This window comes from Neobacillus camarae (assembly GCF_054950115.1).
In genome coordinates this window covers 847,675-861,935 of the sequence record NZ_JBUCKX010000003.1, presented here as the reverse complement: position 1 = coordinate 861,935, position 14,261 = coordinate 847,675, and the positions used below count along the sequence as shown (strand labels likewise).

Annotated in this window: 18 protein-coding genes; all 18 read left to right on the top strand. The window is 41.9% G+C overall.

The annotated features are described in order from the left end of the window. Nucleotides 1-145: 145 nt before the first annotated feature. The 18 genes from ACY8D0_RS19610 (at nt 146) to spoIIIAE (ending at nt 14,249) form a co-directional block, all read left to right on the top strand. A complete protein-coding gene (locus ACY8D0_RS19610) occupies nt 146-598 on the top strand; it encodes a PCYCGC motif-containing (lipo)protein (RefSeq protein WP_462412174.1) in 453 nt (150 codons plus the stop codon). 10 nt (nt 599-608) lie between these two features. Further along, on the top strand, nt 609-1,301 hold the full coding sequence (locus ACY8D0_RS19605) for a c-type cytochrome (RefSeq protein ID WP_462412173.1): 693 nt from the start codon (nt 609-611) through the stop codon (nt 1,299-1,301). Nucleotides 1,302-1,831: 530 nt separating this feature from the next. Then, nucleotides 1,832-2,893: a hypothetical protein gene (locus tag ACY8D0_RS19600; protein ID WP_462412172.1), complete on the top strand. Its 1,062-nt coding sequence runs from the start codon at nt 1,832-1,834 to the stop codon at nt 2,891-2,893. A 15-nt stretch (nt 2,894-2,908) separates the two neighbouring features. After that, on the top strand, nt 2,909-3,361 hold the full coding sequence (locus ACY8D0_RS19595) for a cytochrome c maturation protein CcmE (RefSeq protein WP_462412171.1): 453 nt from the start codon (nt 2,909-2,911) through the stop codon (nt 3,359-3,361). Between the two features lie 25 nt (nt 3,362-3,386). Further along, nucleotides 3,387-5,369: a heme lyase CcmF/NrfE family subunit gene (locus ACY8D0_RS19590; RefSeq protein ID WP_462412170.1), complete on the top strand. Its 1,983-nt coding sequence runs from the start codon at nt 3,387-3,389 to the stop codon at nt 5,367-5,369. A 1-nt stretch (nt 5,370) separates the two neighbouring features. Further along, entirely contained in the window at nt 5,371-5,874 is a 504-nt protein-coding gene (locus ACY8D0_RS19585) for a cytochrome c-type biogenesis protein (RefSeq protein WP_462412169.1), read from the top strand. A gap of 12 nt (nt 5,875-5,886) precedes the next feature. Then, on the top strand, nt 5,887-6,261 hold the full coding sequence (locus ACY8D0_RS19580) for a hypothetical protein (RefSeq protein WP_462412168.1): 375 nt from the start codon (nt 5,887-5,889) through the stop codon (nt 6,259-6,261). Next, nucleotides 6,258-7,253: a hypothetical protein gene (locus ACY8D0_RS19575; RefSeq protein ID WP_462412167.1), complete on the top strand. Its 996-nt coding sequence runs from the start codon at nt 6,258-6,260 to the stop codon at nt 7,251-7,253. Before ACY8D0_RS19580 ends, ACY8D0_RS19575 begins: the two co-directional genes overlap by 4 nt. A gap of 26 nt (nt 7,254-7,279) precedes the next feature. Then, nucleotides 7,280-7,984, top strand: a complete 705-nt coding sequence (gene ccmA / locus ACY8D0_RS19570; protein ID WP_462412166.1) for a heme ABC exporter ATP-binding protein CcmA — start codon at nt 7,280-7,282, stop codon at nt 7,982-7,984. After that, nucleotides 7,981-8,661 (top strand): heme exporter protein CcmB, encoded by a 681-nt coding sequence (locus ACY8D0_RS19565; RefSeq protein ID WP_462412165.1) that lies wholly within the window; start codon nt 7,981-7,983, stop codon nt 8,659-8,661. The genes ccmA and ACY8D0_RS19565 overlap by 4 nt, the downstream gene beginning before the upstream one ends. A gap of 3 nt (nt 8,662-8,664) precedes the next feature. Further along, the gene (locus ACY8D0_RS19560; RefSeq protein WP_462412164.1) at nt 8,665-9,426 is read left to right on the top strand and encodes a cytochrome c biogenesis protein; all 762 of its coding nucleotides are present in this window, start codon (nt 8,665-8,667) and stop codon (nt 9,424-9,426) included. Nucleotides 9,427-9,437: 11 nt separating this feature from the next. After that, nucleotides 9,438-9,569 carry a CcmD family protein gene (locus tag ACY8D0_RS19555; protein ID WP_462412163.1) on the top strand — a complete coding sequence of 44 codons (132 nt, stop codon included), beginning with the start codon at nt 9,438-9,440 and terminating at the stop codon, nt 9,567-9,569. Nucleotides 9,570-9,637: 68 nt separating this feature from the next. Then, nucleotides 9,638-10,147 carry a TlpA family protein disulfide reductase gene (locus ACY8D0_RS19550; protein ID WP_462412162.1) on the top strand — a complete coding sequence of 170 codons (510 nt, stop codon included), beginning with the start codon at nt 9,638-9,640 and terminating at the stop codon, nt 10,145-10,147. 760 nt (nt 10,148-10,907) lie between these two features. Beyond that, nucleotides 10,908-11,825, top strand: a complete 918-nt coding sequence (spoIIIAA, locus tag ACY8D0_RS19545) for a stage III sporulation protein AA (protein ID WP_462412161.1) — start codon at nt 10,908-10,910, stop codon at nt 11,823-11,825. Beyond that, on the top strand, nt 11,826-12,341 hold the full coding sequence (spoIIIAB, locus tag ACY8D0_RS19540) for a stage III sporulation protein SpoIIIAB (RefSeq protein ID WP_462412160.1): 516 nt from the start codon (nt 11,826-11,828) through the stop codon (nt 12,339-12,341). Between the two features lie 11 nt (nt 12,342-12,352). Next, nucleotides 12,353-12,556: a stage III sporulation protein AC gene (gene spoIIIAC / locus ACY8D0_RS19535; protein WP_042458257.1), complete on the top strand. Its 204-nt coding sequence runs from the start codon at nt 12,353-12,355 to the stop codon at nt 12,554-12,556. 16 nt (nt 12,557-12,572) lie between these two features. Beyond that, nucleotides 12,573-12,962, top strand: a complete 390-nt coding sequence (gene spoIIIAD / locus ACY8D0_RS19530; protein WP_462412516.1) for a stage III sporulation protein AD — start codon at nt 12,573-12,575, stop codon at nt 12,960-12,962. A gap of 87 nt (nt 12,963-13,049) precedes the next feature. After that, nucleotides 13,050-14,249, top strand: coding sequence for a stage III sporulation protein AE (gene spoIIIAE / locus ACY8D0_RS19525; protein WP_462412159.1), 1,200 nt, complete (start codon nt 13,050-13,052; stop codon nt 14,247-14,249). Nucleotides 14,250-14,261 lie beyond the last annotated feature (12 nt).

The window sequence follows — 14,261 nt, the reverse complement described above, 5'->3', positions numbered from 1 at the left end:
TTCTTTAATAGATTGGATTAAATATTTTAACTATCCTCTTAAGCAATCGTTAAACTTCACGAAATAGTAATATTTAATAAACTTCCCACTGTTAAATTTTTGCTAAGATTAATTTATAAATAGAATGAAGGGAGGTATAACAAACTTGAAAAGAATTGCTTCAGTATTAGTCCTCATAATTTCATTATCACTGTTTGTTGCCGCCTGCGGCTCTACAGTTGATAGTAAAAAATTTACGCTTGATAAAAAACATACGGCGCTTCCCGATTATGTCATGCAGTCACCTGAAAAGGTTCAACAAACCTATATTATCGCTTCTGAATATCCGGAGGTACTTGCTCAAGTTCCATGCTTTTGCGGCTGTGGAGTGAGTGACGGTCATAAGAGTAACTTGGATTGCTTTGTTGGCCAATTTGGTGACGATAAAGCAGTTAATGAATGGGATTCGATGGGCGTCTCTTGAGATGTTTGTGTCGATATCGCCCGGGAGGCGGTAGATATGCATCTTGATGGTAAAAGCCCTAAGAAAATTTACGATTTAATTCATTCAAAATACGGAGATATAGGGGAAGCAACGCCAACACCTGAACCAAAATAGGGAGCGCCAGATGAAAAAAATATTAATTGGCAGCTACATAATTATTGTCATTGTTGTCATTTTTGGAATCGGTAATAGCGGTATCTTCGAAAGCAAAAGCGCACAAGCAATTGCAACTGGTAAAGAAGTCTACAATGAAAATTGCCAGATTTGTCATGGTGAATCTGGTAATGGTGAAGGAGCAAAGTCAGGTACGGCCATTAATAATCAAAATTTTTTAAACTCTGTTTCTGACAAGAATCTTTATCATTATGTGAAATTTGGAAGACAAGACACAGGTATGCCTGCTTACGGAAGTAGATTGTCAGAAAAAGATTTAAACAATCTTGTTTCGTTTATTCGTGATTGGCAATCGGAAGAAAAAGATTTTAAGGTGCCAGAGAAAATTTCGGGCAATCCGGAGCGGGGCTTAAAGAAGTATAATATTTATTGCCAAAACTGTCATGGCGCGTCAGGTGAGGGCAAGCTTAAAATGGGTACGGCGCTATCCAACCCTCAATATCTAAAATATACAACGGATCGCCAGATTTGGATAAGTATCGCATATGGTCGTGAAGAAACAAGAATGGGGCCATCACTCAAAGGTCTTGATGGGGTGCGTCAGTTAAAAACACAGGATATTTCAGATATTGTTAGTTATATCCGCTCAATAAAAGTTAATAATGATTTTCCAGATGAGTATCTTGAACCGAATCCGCAATAAGGGTTCGGTTTTTTTTATTAGGCTGCTGATTGCAGCGAAAGAAGCTCAGCGAACCCGCGGGCGTGCCGGGGGAGCCTCCTCGATGCTGGAAGCGCCTGTGGAACCCTTGCCCCGTACTCCCGCAGGGAAATGAAATTTATCCTCGAATCGGCCCACGCATGAAGAAAATGCGATTGCACGAGGAAAGCATCCATGAATTTTCATCGCACGAAATTAGCGAATAGCATATTGAGGATTTTCGAGGAATCAATCTTATCTTCTCCAATCAACAGGGGTGTAAGAATCACCAAGATAGTTGAACAGATCCATTTTTTATGTACACACATGGAGCGAGGGAAAATTCAAAAGATTATAAATGTGAATAAATTGTGGTTATTTTATGACGAAAACGTAACGTTTTTGCCCGTTTAACAAAATGTTCAATAGTGATTCTGCCGTGAGGGTCCGATAAAGAATATATTTATTTCAAAGAGGACTATAGTGGAAAACTTTAGAACTTTTCTAGTTCGTTGGAATCAAGGAGGATTATTATGCGAGGAAGAAAGTTACTGGCATTTATGGTAACGGTTTTATTTTCGATTGGCTTCATCACTCCAAGAGCACATGCAGAAACTGCATTTCAAGCGGATAAGTTTCCCTTTCAATCCATGCAGGTTCAAATAATGCCGGAGTTTGACTATCCTGAGGATTGGTCGTCACGGGACATCCCATCCTTATTAATCAGCCAGTATGGAACCGTAACCAATAAAAGTGGACAAGCTTACGATGGGAAGATTGAGATTCCTGTCCCTGCTGCTGATAAAGGTTTCGAGGCCATATTAGTAGCTGACTTTCCGGAAAAAGACCAGCCTGAAGTTCAGCGGCCCTATGATGTTGATAAAGAAAAGGGGATTATTTCCTGGAAACCATCCAATCCAATCAAAAATAACGAGACTTATGAATATGTCATTGAGTACTACACCCAAACGATTGATGTAAAAGATCAAAACAGCAAAACCTTTACATACGAATTCAAAAATAATGCAGAAATTGAGCAGCTCGACATTGTTTACTACGCGCCCATGAATTCGAAGGATAACCAAATGGAGCCAAAAGCACAGGATAATTCAAAGGACGATTACGGCGAAGAGCTCTATTTTTACCAATACAATAATGTAAAAATTGACGAGCCATTAAAATACTCGTTTTCCTATAAAAAGGATGGGACCGAATCATCCATGGAGGCGATTAGCAAACTTAATCCCCCGGATGATGAAACCCACTCAGGAGTGACCGGCACAGCTACCGATCAAATCACAAAAGGCACCAAAAGTTCTAATTCCAGCAAGCCAATCATTGGAATTGGTGGTGCATCGATCATTGGAATCGCCATTATCATCGCAGGGATTTTTGTGTATTTAGGACTTAAAGCAAATTCTCATAGCGCCAGTAAGCCTGCAAAATCAAACAAGATAACTTCGAAGAAACAGACTGCGGCAAAAAAGGAAAACCTTCAAGATCGGACAGACGAAAAGAAGGAACTTCGTAAAAAACTGCTGACAGGAAAAATTGATCAAGACACGTACGAAGAAGAAATGAAAAAGTTAATTTAATGAGAGGTGAGCAGGATGAAGAAAAACACGCTTGTAATAATTGGCGGATTTATTATTGCAGGGGCCATTGTTTTCCTCCTTATGGCTGCCACTCCGAGCTCAAGCGGAGTGGAATTAACGTTGGACGAGCTTTTAGCCACCCAGAACCAGCACAAAGATGATTATGTGACAGTGGAAGGATTGTTGATTGAAGACTCCATTAAGTGGGACCCGGACAAAATTGAATTGAAATTTGACGTGAAGGATAACAAGGACAATTTGATGCATGTCATCTATCACGGAACGAAGCCAGACAACTTTGTGGAAGGAGTCATTACCATCCTTGAAGGGGCTCCAACCAAAAAAGATACGTTTGTGGCGGAAACCGTCAAAACAAGATGTCCTTCAAAATATGAAGGACAGGATATCAAAAACTATGACCCTGAAACACATAAGGACAAGTTAAATCAGCCACCGAAAGAACAATAACAGGCAAACTTGAGAAGGTGACCAAATGTATTTATTCTCTAACGCAACAATTTATATAGGACTGGCTTTATCATTATACTCCCTGCTTATTACTACTCTGGGCATCAGCACGAAAAATCAAAAGTTGGTGAACAGCGGAAAAGGCGGCATTGTTGCCTTGCTGGTATGCTCATCAATGGCCATGCTTTCATTGCTTTATCTGCTGGGAACATCGCAGTTCCAGTATGAATATGTATCGGATTACACCAGCAGCGAACTTCCGATTATCTATAAGCTTACCGCTTTATGGGCCGGGAATTCCGGATCGCTATTATTATGGACATTTTTCTTAACACTTTATATGGCCATGATTGCCTTTTCAAGGAAAATGAAGGGGAATCCAATGGTTCCCTATATTTCTTCCATTTTATTAGCGAATGCTGTTTTTTTCTTCTTCATTTTGGGGTTCGTTTCAAAACCATTTGCCCTGCTGGACACCGTTCCTACTGAAGGAAAAGGTCTAAACCCGATGCTGCAAAACCCGGGGATGATTATTCATCCGGTAACGCTTTACCTTGGCTACGTTGGCCTTGCCATACCGTTCGCATTCGCGATTTCAGCGTTAATCCTGAAGAATGTTGATGATTTTTGGATCAAAATGACCCGTCGCTGGACCATTGTCGCTTGGCTATTTTTAAGCCTGGGAAATATTTTTGGCGGACAATGGGCTTATGTGGAACTGGGCTGGGGCGGTTATTGGTCCTGGGATGCAGTTGAAAATGCCTCGTTTATGCCATGGTTAACGGCTACTGCTTTCTTGCATTCGGTGATGATTCAGGAGCGCAAGAATATGCTCAAGGTTTGGAATATCAGCTTAATTATTGTGTCATATGCTTTGACACTTTTTGGAACATTCTTGGTGCGAAGTGGCGTACTGACCAGTGTGCACGCGTTTGCAAACTCGAATTTAGGTCTTTACTTCTTGGTGTTTATGGCTATAGCGGTAATCGGGGCGCTGTATGTGCTGATGAGCCGCTACAATTTGTTAAAAAGAAGCGCAGGGGAATTTCAATCCCTTGTATCAAAGGAAAGCAGCTTTTTAGTCAATAATCTTCTGCTTGTCGGTGCTGCGTTTGCCACATTTTGGGGAACAATCTTTCCGCTTGTTTCAGAAGCAGTACGGGGGACCAAAGTTACAGTGGGATTGCCATTCTTTAACAAAGTGGAGGCGCCAATTCTTTTATCCATGATGTTTGTGATGGCTGTTTGCCCTTTGCTTGCTTGGCAAAAATCGACCGTCAAAAATCTTAGGAAAAACTTCTTGATGCCGGCTATTCTTGCCGTTGTCGCAATGGGGTTAATGGTTATCTTGGGTATGAACAAAGCATGGGCTGTTATTGGATACGGCGTGATTACACTTCTTCTCATTACTCATTTCTTGGAATTTTACCGGGGTGTAAAGGCACGTAGAAAAATGACAAAAGAAAAACCGCATGTGGCCTTATATCGCTTAATGATCCGTAATCGCCGCAGATACGGGGGATACATCGTCCACTTGGGTATCGCCTTTATAGCAATGGGAATTATCGGCTCCCAAAACTACGATAAAGAAACGATGAAAACAGTGCCATTGGGTGGATCCATTGAAATAAATGACTACCGGTTAAACTATGAACGTCTTGACCAGAAAAAGGAAGGAATCAACGATATCGTATATGCCGATGTAACCGTATTTAAAGACGGAGAAAAGCTAGGAACCTATCAACCTGAAAAGGTATTTTACGGAAACTGGGATCAGCCTTCCTCAGAGGTAGCCATCATCTCATCGATGAAAGAGGATCTGTATATTGTATTAAGCGCTTGGGAAGATGATGGAAAGGCAACCTTTGTTGTAAAGGTCAACCCAATGATGAATTGGCTTTGGGTTGGTTCCTTCATGATTGTCATAGGAGCACTATTTGCCATTTGGAACGGGAAATATGGAAATGTCACTCCGCGGTACACTGGCGTGCGCAAAGAGGTGGCATAACATGAAAAATAAAATTTATTTGGGTCTTCTGATGACGTTGCTCCTATTTCAAGTTTCCGTATTCCGGGTACAGGCAGCGGCAATGGATTACAAATCCGCTGAATTCAAAGCAGTGGCATCGCAGTTCCGCTGCACATGCGGCTGCGGACAAGATCATTACGAATGTGACCCAAATACATGTAACGAAACCAAAGAGTTTAAACAAGATTTGGTTGATATGATGAATAAAGGATGGGATAAGGATAAAATCCGTGATTATTATGTCAACATTTATGGAGAAGAAATATTGACTGCCCCGGAAAAAAGCGGTTTTAGTTTAACGGCCTGGATTCTCCCCTTTGCTGCATTGGGCATTGCCGGAGCCGGATTGTTCTTGGTTATCCGAAAATGGGTAAAGAGGAAAGGCACCGAGGACCCAGTAATAGATGATCGGAATATCGAAGAGGAAGTTGAGGGTGAAATCCTATCATCCCTAATTGATGAAGAACGGAAAAAGTACCTTTAGGATGTGAACATAATGCCGGATATCTCCGTTGTTTCCATGATTTTTACTGCTGCATTAGCGCTGGTATGTCTTTTTTTTATCCTATCACCTTTATTTAGGTGGGATAACTACTTACAGTTCGGAAATAGCAGCAAAGATTTATCAATAACAAAAGAAGCACTGTTGACCACTTTAAACGAGCTTGAATTCGAATATAAAATGGATAAAATTTCGCATGCCGACTACAAGAATTTAAAAAAGCAGTATGAGGTGGAGATTGCGAACATCATGCAGGAGGAAGAACAACTGCAAAATGTCAGTATTGACCAAGAGTTAATGGCCGAAGTGGAAAAAGAAATTGAGACACAAATGAAAAGCTATAAACAGAAAAAGGGGGATGCAAAGTGATCAGAAAAATCACCGTATTCCTTCTTGGCTGGCTGCTGGTTTTCCCCATCTATGGGGAAGCTGCATCGGAATCAAGCGTTGTGATTGATATGGATTACCTCGTTGTCAGTCCTGGGGATGACGGGTCTGTCAACATGATGAACATGGTGAATTACACAAATTCCTCTGATCAGGAGTATAAAGGAGACGGGCAAGATGAGGCGGTATTAAAGGTAACTCTTCCGAATGGAATCAAAGACTTAAATTTTTCAGATAGTAAAATTGCTTTTAAACAGACAGACACTGGTTTTATTACTACTACCCCGATTCCAGCCAACCAAACCATGGTGCTGCCCTACAGCTACCGGGTCGAAAAAGGGAAAGAAATGAACCTCACTGTGGACTATCCAGTGCAGTTGTTCCAAATTCTTGTGCCAGAGGGCATGGGAAGTATTGAAACCAAAGGAATTGATTCCACCAGTCAGGGACTTTTCAAATTTGATGACCAAAACTATTGGGGTTACAGTATTGAAAATATCAAAGCAGACCAGACCTTCACCATTGTCTATAACAAAGACGTGCAGCCCAAAAGTGATAGTTCGTCCCAGACGGGAACAGATAGTACTGATAAAACCACCAGCTCTGTCACAAGAACGGCACCTGCTTTCCATAACCCGGGTCATTTGAGAATGTGGGCCCAATCACCATTGAACCGTTTTAACCCGCATGTGTTTTTGATTGTTATGGGAGCCATCATTATTGCCGGTGTCTCCTACTATATATACTTTAAAAGAAAAGCTAGATTAGAGCAGGAACGGCTCGGTGCAGATAAGGAAGAGAAGGCATTTAAACTGTTAATGTCCAAGCAAAAGGCCATTATGGACAAAATTATTGAACTCGAAGAGACCTTTGGTGATGGCAAGCTGACCGAAGAAGAATATCATGCAAAGCTTAACGCCTATAAACAGCATCTGGTACAGGTGAAATTAAGTTTACGTCAATACATAGAGTAGCTTGCTAGTAAGGGAGGAAACTGCAAATGATAGACATAACCAAGCTGACAAAGCAAGCGGATAATAAATTGATTTTGCGCGGTATTGACCTCAAGGTAAGCAAAGGAGAAACAGTTGCCATCCTGGGACCGAATGGTGCAGGAAAAAGTACTCTATTAAAAATTATCGCAGGCTTGATTAAACCCACAACCGGGTCGGTCAAAATGAATGGCTTGGATTTGAGAAAAAAGGCCATTGAAGCCAAAAAAAACATCGGTTATTTACCCCATGCAAGCTTACTATATGATCATTATTCCCCAATGGAAAATCTTGTTTTCTTTGGGAAGCTATACGGAGTGGACCGTGCCGAAGAGCGGGCTATTCAACTGGTGAAAGAAGTGGGGCTATCATTCTTTTTGCATGACCCAGTCAAAAATTTTTCTCGTGGGATGATTCAAAGAATCGCCATTGCCAGAGCCATAATTCACGACCCGGAAATATTGCTTTTGGATGAGCCGCATACAGGGCTCGATCAGGGGGCCATGACTATATTGAATAATGTCATCCTTTCTATGAAGAAAAAAGGGACGACCACATTAATGGTTACCCATGATTTTAAACAGGCAGCTGAAATTTGTGACCGGATTATTATCATAAAAAACGGGAAAATGGTTGATGATTTTCCGGTAAAAAACCAATCCTTAGGAACGGTTACTGAGAAATATGAGCAACAGATGGAGGGAGTGTCATGAATCTATTAAAATCCGCCCTCCTGCTCGCCAAAAAGGATTTACTTTCTGAATGGAAAACCAAACAGGTGCTGGTGACGCAAACCATCTTCGCCAGCCTGGTCATTGTAGTATTCAGCTTCGCCTTTGATCCTTCCAACAATATGACAAAGGCGGTTATCCCGGGAATTATCTGGGTGATTATCGTGTTCGCGGGCATTTTAGGCTTGAACCGGTCCATTGTATCGGAACAGCGGAATGACACCTTGCATGCCCTGCTCGTTGCGCCGATGGAGCCAGCGGGAATATATTTGGGCAAATTCCTCGCCAACTTCACCATGCTCATCATTGTTGAATTGATTGCGGTTCCGTTTTTGTTTTTGCTGTTTGATTTTAAGGTGGCCGGAAGTATACCCTATTTTATTCTTATTATAGTTGTTGGAAGTTTTGGGTTTGTTTCTATCGGTACGTTTTTAGCGGCTTTGGCAGGAAACTCAAAGAGCAGCGAAATGTTGCTCCCTTTATTGCTTTTTCCCATTGCAAGTCCTGTCTTAATTGGAGTCACGCAGGCGACTCGAATCGTCTTATCCGATATGAGTAAATTATCGAGCGCGCTGTCTTGGACTCAGATGGTTGCTTCCTATGATGTTATATTCTTTGTTATTTCTTTATTTTTAATTGATTATGTGCTGGAGGTTTAAGCTATGAGTATGAATCTCGAAAAAGAGAAACCGCTGCTCCCTGAAACACAGCTCGTGGGATCGAAAGAATCTTATCTGCCAAAGATATTATTTGGCGGCACGGTCGTAACGATGTTAACCGCTATTTATTTTATCTTCCTCTTTGCGGAAGAAGAGAAGACGATGGGTGCTGCCCAAAAAATCTTTTATTTCCATGTGAGTTCCGCATGGGTGGCCTTTTTTGCCTTTTTCATCACTTGTTTGTTTAGTATTATGTATCTGGTAAAGCGTAACCGGATTTTTGATACCTATGCCTATGTATCTGCTGAAATTGGCATTGTTTTCACGATTATTGTTTTAACAACCGGCCCTATTTGGGCAAAGTCAGCATGGAACACTTGGTGGGTTTGGGAACCGCGGTTAATTACCACTCTGATTCTATTTTTCATCTACATTGCTTACATTATGATCCGTCAAATGGATGGAGTGTGGGATAAAAAAGCCCGGCTGGCATCTGTTTTTGGCATCATAGGTTTTGTGGATGTACCAATCGTTTTCTTTGCCATTCGCTGGTGGCAAACCAAATTGCATCCGGTGGTATTCGGTGAAGGGTCAGACCAATCTGGCGGTGGGATTGCCCCATCGATGCTTGCTGCACTGTTGATTTCTATATTAGCGTTCACGGTTCTTTATGGTTATCTGTTAAATAAAGGCGTTACGCTTGAAAATATGAAAATTAAAGTAGAGCAGTATAAAGAAAAATTAAGATCGGATATTGAAAATTAGGAGGAATCAAAATGACTTATCAATATATGTATGCAGCCTATACTGTTGCTTGGGTGGTCATATTTGGCTATCTGTTTATTCTGGACCGGAAACAAAGCAAACTGAAAAAGGAAATGGCATTTTTAAAGCAGCTGGAAAAATAGCTTTAAAGAGGCTGACGGTTAGGTCAGCCTGTTTTGTACAACACCCAGGGCGGTAAGGAGGCGATACGATGAATAAACGGATCATCAAATCACTCGTGTTAATTCTGATAATTAGTATGTTTGGATTTTTTGGCTACAGTTTGGTCACAAAAGGGAAACATACGGATGTGGGCGATCAGGCATATCATTTTGAACTGCCAAATTACGATGGAGGGACAACCAAACTGGCTGAATATCAAGGTAAGGTAGTGATCTTAAATTACTTTGCAAGCTGGTGTGCCCCTTGTAAGGAAGAATTCCCGGAACTGGCAGCCTTTCAAAAGGATTATGGGAACCAATATCCATTACTAATGATAAACCGCGGTGAAACTATTGACCGCATCAAAAAGGTGTCCGAAAACAATAAAGATGGGATGACCTATCTATTTGATTATAACGCGAAAGTGTCAAAGGAATTTAATGTCACCGGTCAGCCGGAAACCTTCGTCATAGATAAACAGGGAATCATCAGGGAGCATTATAATGGCCCGGTAACGGAAATGCAGATATACAATTGGGTAAAAAAGTATGACAAATAATATGGCTATGTTAAATGATAATGTTATTCTTTAAAAACACTGTTGACTGGAGCGGATAAGCTCGACTACTGAGGGAGAACGGGGCAGGGAAGACCTCTCAGGCGCTGCCAGCGCCGAGGAGGCTCCGGCATGCCTGCGGGTTTGCTTTAGCGACTGGAGCGAAAATTAACAGCCATTTTTAATAAACAAGGATTGAACCGTTCAAATGGTTCAATCCTTTTTTTGTTTTTGATGGATAGGAAAGTATAAAATTTTTGACCATGAGAATTGTCTAGCTCCACAAGGAAAGCTTCGGAAGCATAGACATCACACGAAGAAAAAGCGATAGCTTTTTCGAGGAGCGCCCTAGCGACGAGACGCCTTCGGTCTCCGCGCTTGCGATAAGTCAAGCACGAATGCGCCTCCTGCTCCTGCGCCAAAGCATATTCGAGGAAGCGGCTGTTCAGCTCGTCGCAAAGCCCTGGAAGCTTCTTCAGGTAGTTGCTGGCTCTTCGTGTTTCCTTTATCTCAGTTGGAGCCCTCCACTAAGGAAGGCTTCGGAAGCATAGGCATCGCACGAACAAAAAGCGTAAGCTTTTTGGAGGAGGCCTGTCGAGCGCTGACCAGGGCGCTTGCGCTTTTCTTAGGCAATAGATTGAAAGAATAGAGAGATTATCAGTCATATTGTGTCCAAGCAGGCATACATTTTAAGTAGCGAGATACTAGAGAGCATCAGAATGACAATTTGAGGTTGAACTACGGTATTAAAGGAGGAAGCTATGTGGAAACCATCCTGAACTTTTTGCCAAAAACTATTGCAGAACAAGTTAAACAAATCCCTCCTAAACAACTGGAAGAGATAGAAGAAATCAGAATTAGGATTCACCGGCCAATAGAACTGTCGATAAAAGGGACTCCATGCTTTTTATCGTATGTCATTCAGCCTGATGACGCTTTTCACTTGTTAAATAAGATCAGCCACTTTTCAATTTATACCTTAGAAGAGGAGCTTAAACGGGGTTATATCACGGTTTCCGGTGGACACCGAATCGGACTCGCCGGGAAGGTGATTCTGGAGAATGGAAAGGTAAAGGCGATTCGGGATGTTTCATCGTTTAACATTCGGATTGCAAGGGAAAAAATTGGCACCGCCAAGGCCATCATTCCATTTATCTTTAACGGAAGCTGGAAAAATACCATGGTCATCGGACCGCCGCAAACGGGTAAAACAACCTTGCTTCGGGACATAGCCAGAATTATTTCAACAGGTGATAGAAACATCCCTGCCAACAAAGTGGGAATTGTCGATGAACGGAGTGAAATTTCCGGGTGCGTCAATGGGGTCCCTCAATTAACGTTTGGCCATCGGCTCGACGTTTTGGATGCCTGCCCAAAAGCCGAAGGAATGATGATGATGATCCGCTCTATGAGCCCAGAGGTATTGATCGTCGATGAAATTGGCCGTCGGGAAGACACAGAGGCAATACTCGAGGCTGTTCATGCCGGCATAAAACTGGTCATGACCACTCACGGGACGAGCCTGGAAGAGTTAACAGGAAGGCCGACTCTAAGAGAGATTATCAGCCAAAAAATTTTCGAGCGATATATTATCCTGAACAGAAGTTCCGGTCCCGGAACGATAGCCCGCATATTGGATGAATCGGGAAGAGATTTAAATCAAAAAGTGAGCGTGACATAGATGGTTAAGGTGATTGGCGCCATATTTATTATTGTTGCCACGACATTGACAGGATTTGAGGCCGCCAGGCACTTTAGTGAGCGTCCCAAACAGTTAAGGGCATTAAGGAGTGCCTTACAATCACTAGAAGCAGAAATCATGTATGGCCACACCCCCCTGCATGAGGCTGCAAGAAGGCTGTCGGAACAGCTGGCAAAACCGCTATCAACCTTCTTCGATAGCTTTTCACAGAAATTAATGGATACTGAGACGACGGTAAAAGAGGCCTGGCAAACCAGTTTAAAAGAAGTATGGAACACGACAGCCTTGAGAAACGCGGAGTTTGAGATTATGAAGCAGTTCGGAGAGACCTTGGGACGACATGACCGCTTTTCCCAGCAAAAGCAGATTATGCTGACTCTTTCCCATTTAGAGAGGGAAGAAGCCGATGCTGTCCAAGCACAGGCAAAATACGAAAAAATGGTCAAGAGTCTGGGATTTTTGTCAGGCTTGCTGTTGATTATTCTACTATTTTAGGGGGAAAAGCAATGGGCTTAGAAGTGGATATTATTTTTAAAATAGCCGGGGTAGGTATTGTTGTGGCATTTCTGCATACCGTGCTGGATCAGGTTGGGAAAAAAGAATATGCCCAGTGGGTAACGTTGTTTGGATTTATATACATTCTGTTTCAGGTAGCATCGATTGTGAATGATTTGTTCCAAAAAATAAAATCGGTGTTTTTGTTTCAATAGAAGGGAGGGCTTTGCGATTGAAATTCTTAAAATAGTGGGCATCGCACTTATTGCAACCTTCCTGTCTTTAATTATTAAAGAGCAAAAACCTAACATCGCATTCCTGTTAATTGTGTTTGTCGGCTGTTCCATCTTTCTTTTTTTGGTGGACAAAATTTATGAAATTATCCATATGCTCGAGCGGCTTGCGATCAATGCAAAGGTAAATATGGTTTATGTGCAAACGATACTCAAAATCATTGGCATCGCATACATAGCCGAATTTGCTGTACAGATTACCAAAGATGCCGGTCAGGGAGCAATTGCTTCAAAAATTGAATTAGCTGGTAAAATCATCATTTTAGCTATGGCGATCCCGATTTTGACTGTATTAATTGAAACGATAATCAAGTTGATTCCAAGTTAATCCAGGTCTGAAGTTAAAAAGCAAACGGAGCGCTCGGTTCAAGTCCATGTGAGCAGGGCGCTTAATGTTTCTAAAGAGGTGTAACCATTGAAGCAGAGGCTGCAGTTTATTCCAATAATGATTGTGATTTATTTGTTTTTTTTTACGTCAGGTGTACAAGCCGTCGAAAATACGAAAGAATCCGCAACTCCTCAATCACCTCAGGAACTGGTAAATGCTCAGCTGGAAACATTGGATTTATCTGAACTGACGAAATTTTGGGAAGATATTACGGCTAAATACGGCGGCTTTCTGCCCGAGAGCCAAAAAGGGAGCCTTTATGACTTTATTAAAGGGGAGAAAGACTTTTCGTTAAAACAGTGGGGACAGGGATTGTTAAAATTTATCTTCCATGAGTTCACGGCAAATGGCAAATTGCTAGGAACTTTAATTATGTTGGCTATTTTCAGCATGTTCCTGCAATCCATGCAAAACGCGTTTGAAAAAAGCAATATTAGCAAGATTGCCTATGCCATTGTTTATATGGTTTTGGTCATTCTTGCACTCAACAGCTTTCATATCGCGATCAGCTATACCACTGAAGCCATAGAGACGATGATATCGTTTGTGCTTGCCTTAATTCCGATTTTGCTGGCCTTAATTGCCGCTTCCGGCGGGCTTGTTTCAGCAGCCTTTTTCCATCCTGTGATCCTGTTTCTCATGAATATCAGCGGGATGTTTATGCAATACATTATCTTGCCGCTTCTGTTTCTAGGAACCTTGCTCAGCGTTGTCAGCACGATTTCGGATCAGTATAAAGTTACACAGCTGGCCGGGCTCTTGAGAAACTGGAGTATCGGATTAATGGGTTTATTTTTAACGATATTTTTAGGGGTTATTTCCGTGCAAGGGGCTTCTGCTGCAGTAACGGATGGAATCACAATCCGAACCGCTAAATTCATCACGGGAAACTTCATACCGGTTATCGGGAGGATGTTTACGGATGCGACCGATACGGTTGTCAGTGCCTCGGTGCTGCTGAAAAATACTGTGGGCATTGCCGGGGTGGCTATTCTTCTGATCATTGTGGCATTTCCTGCCTTAAAAATCTTAATGATTTCTTTTATATATAAATTTGCTGCCGCCATCCTTCAGCCGCTGGGCGGTGGACCCATCATTACCTGCTTGGATATTATCAGCAAAAGTGTCATTTATGTTTTTGCGGCATTAAGTATCGTTTCTCTTATGTTCTTTTTAAGTATCACTGTAATTGTGGCCGCTGGCAATTTAACCATGATGATGAGATAGGGGGTGCGAAAA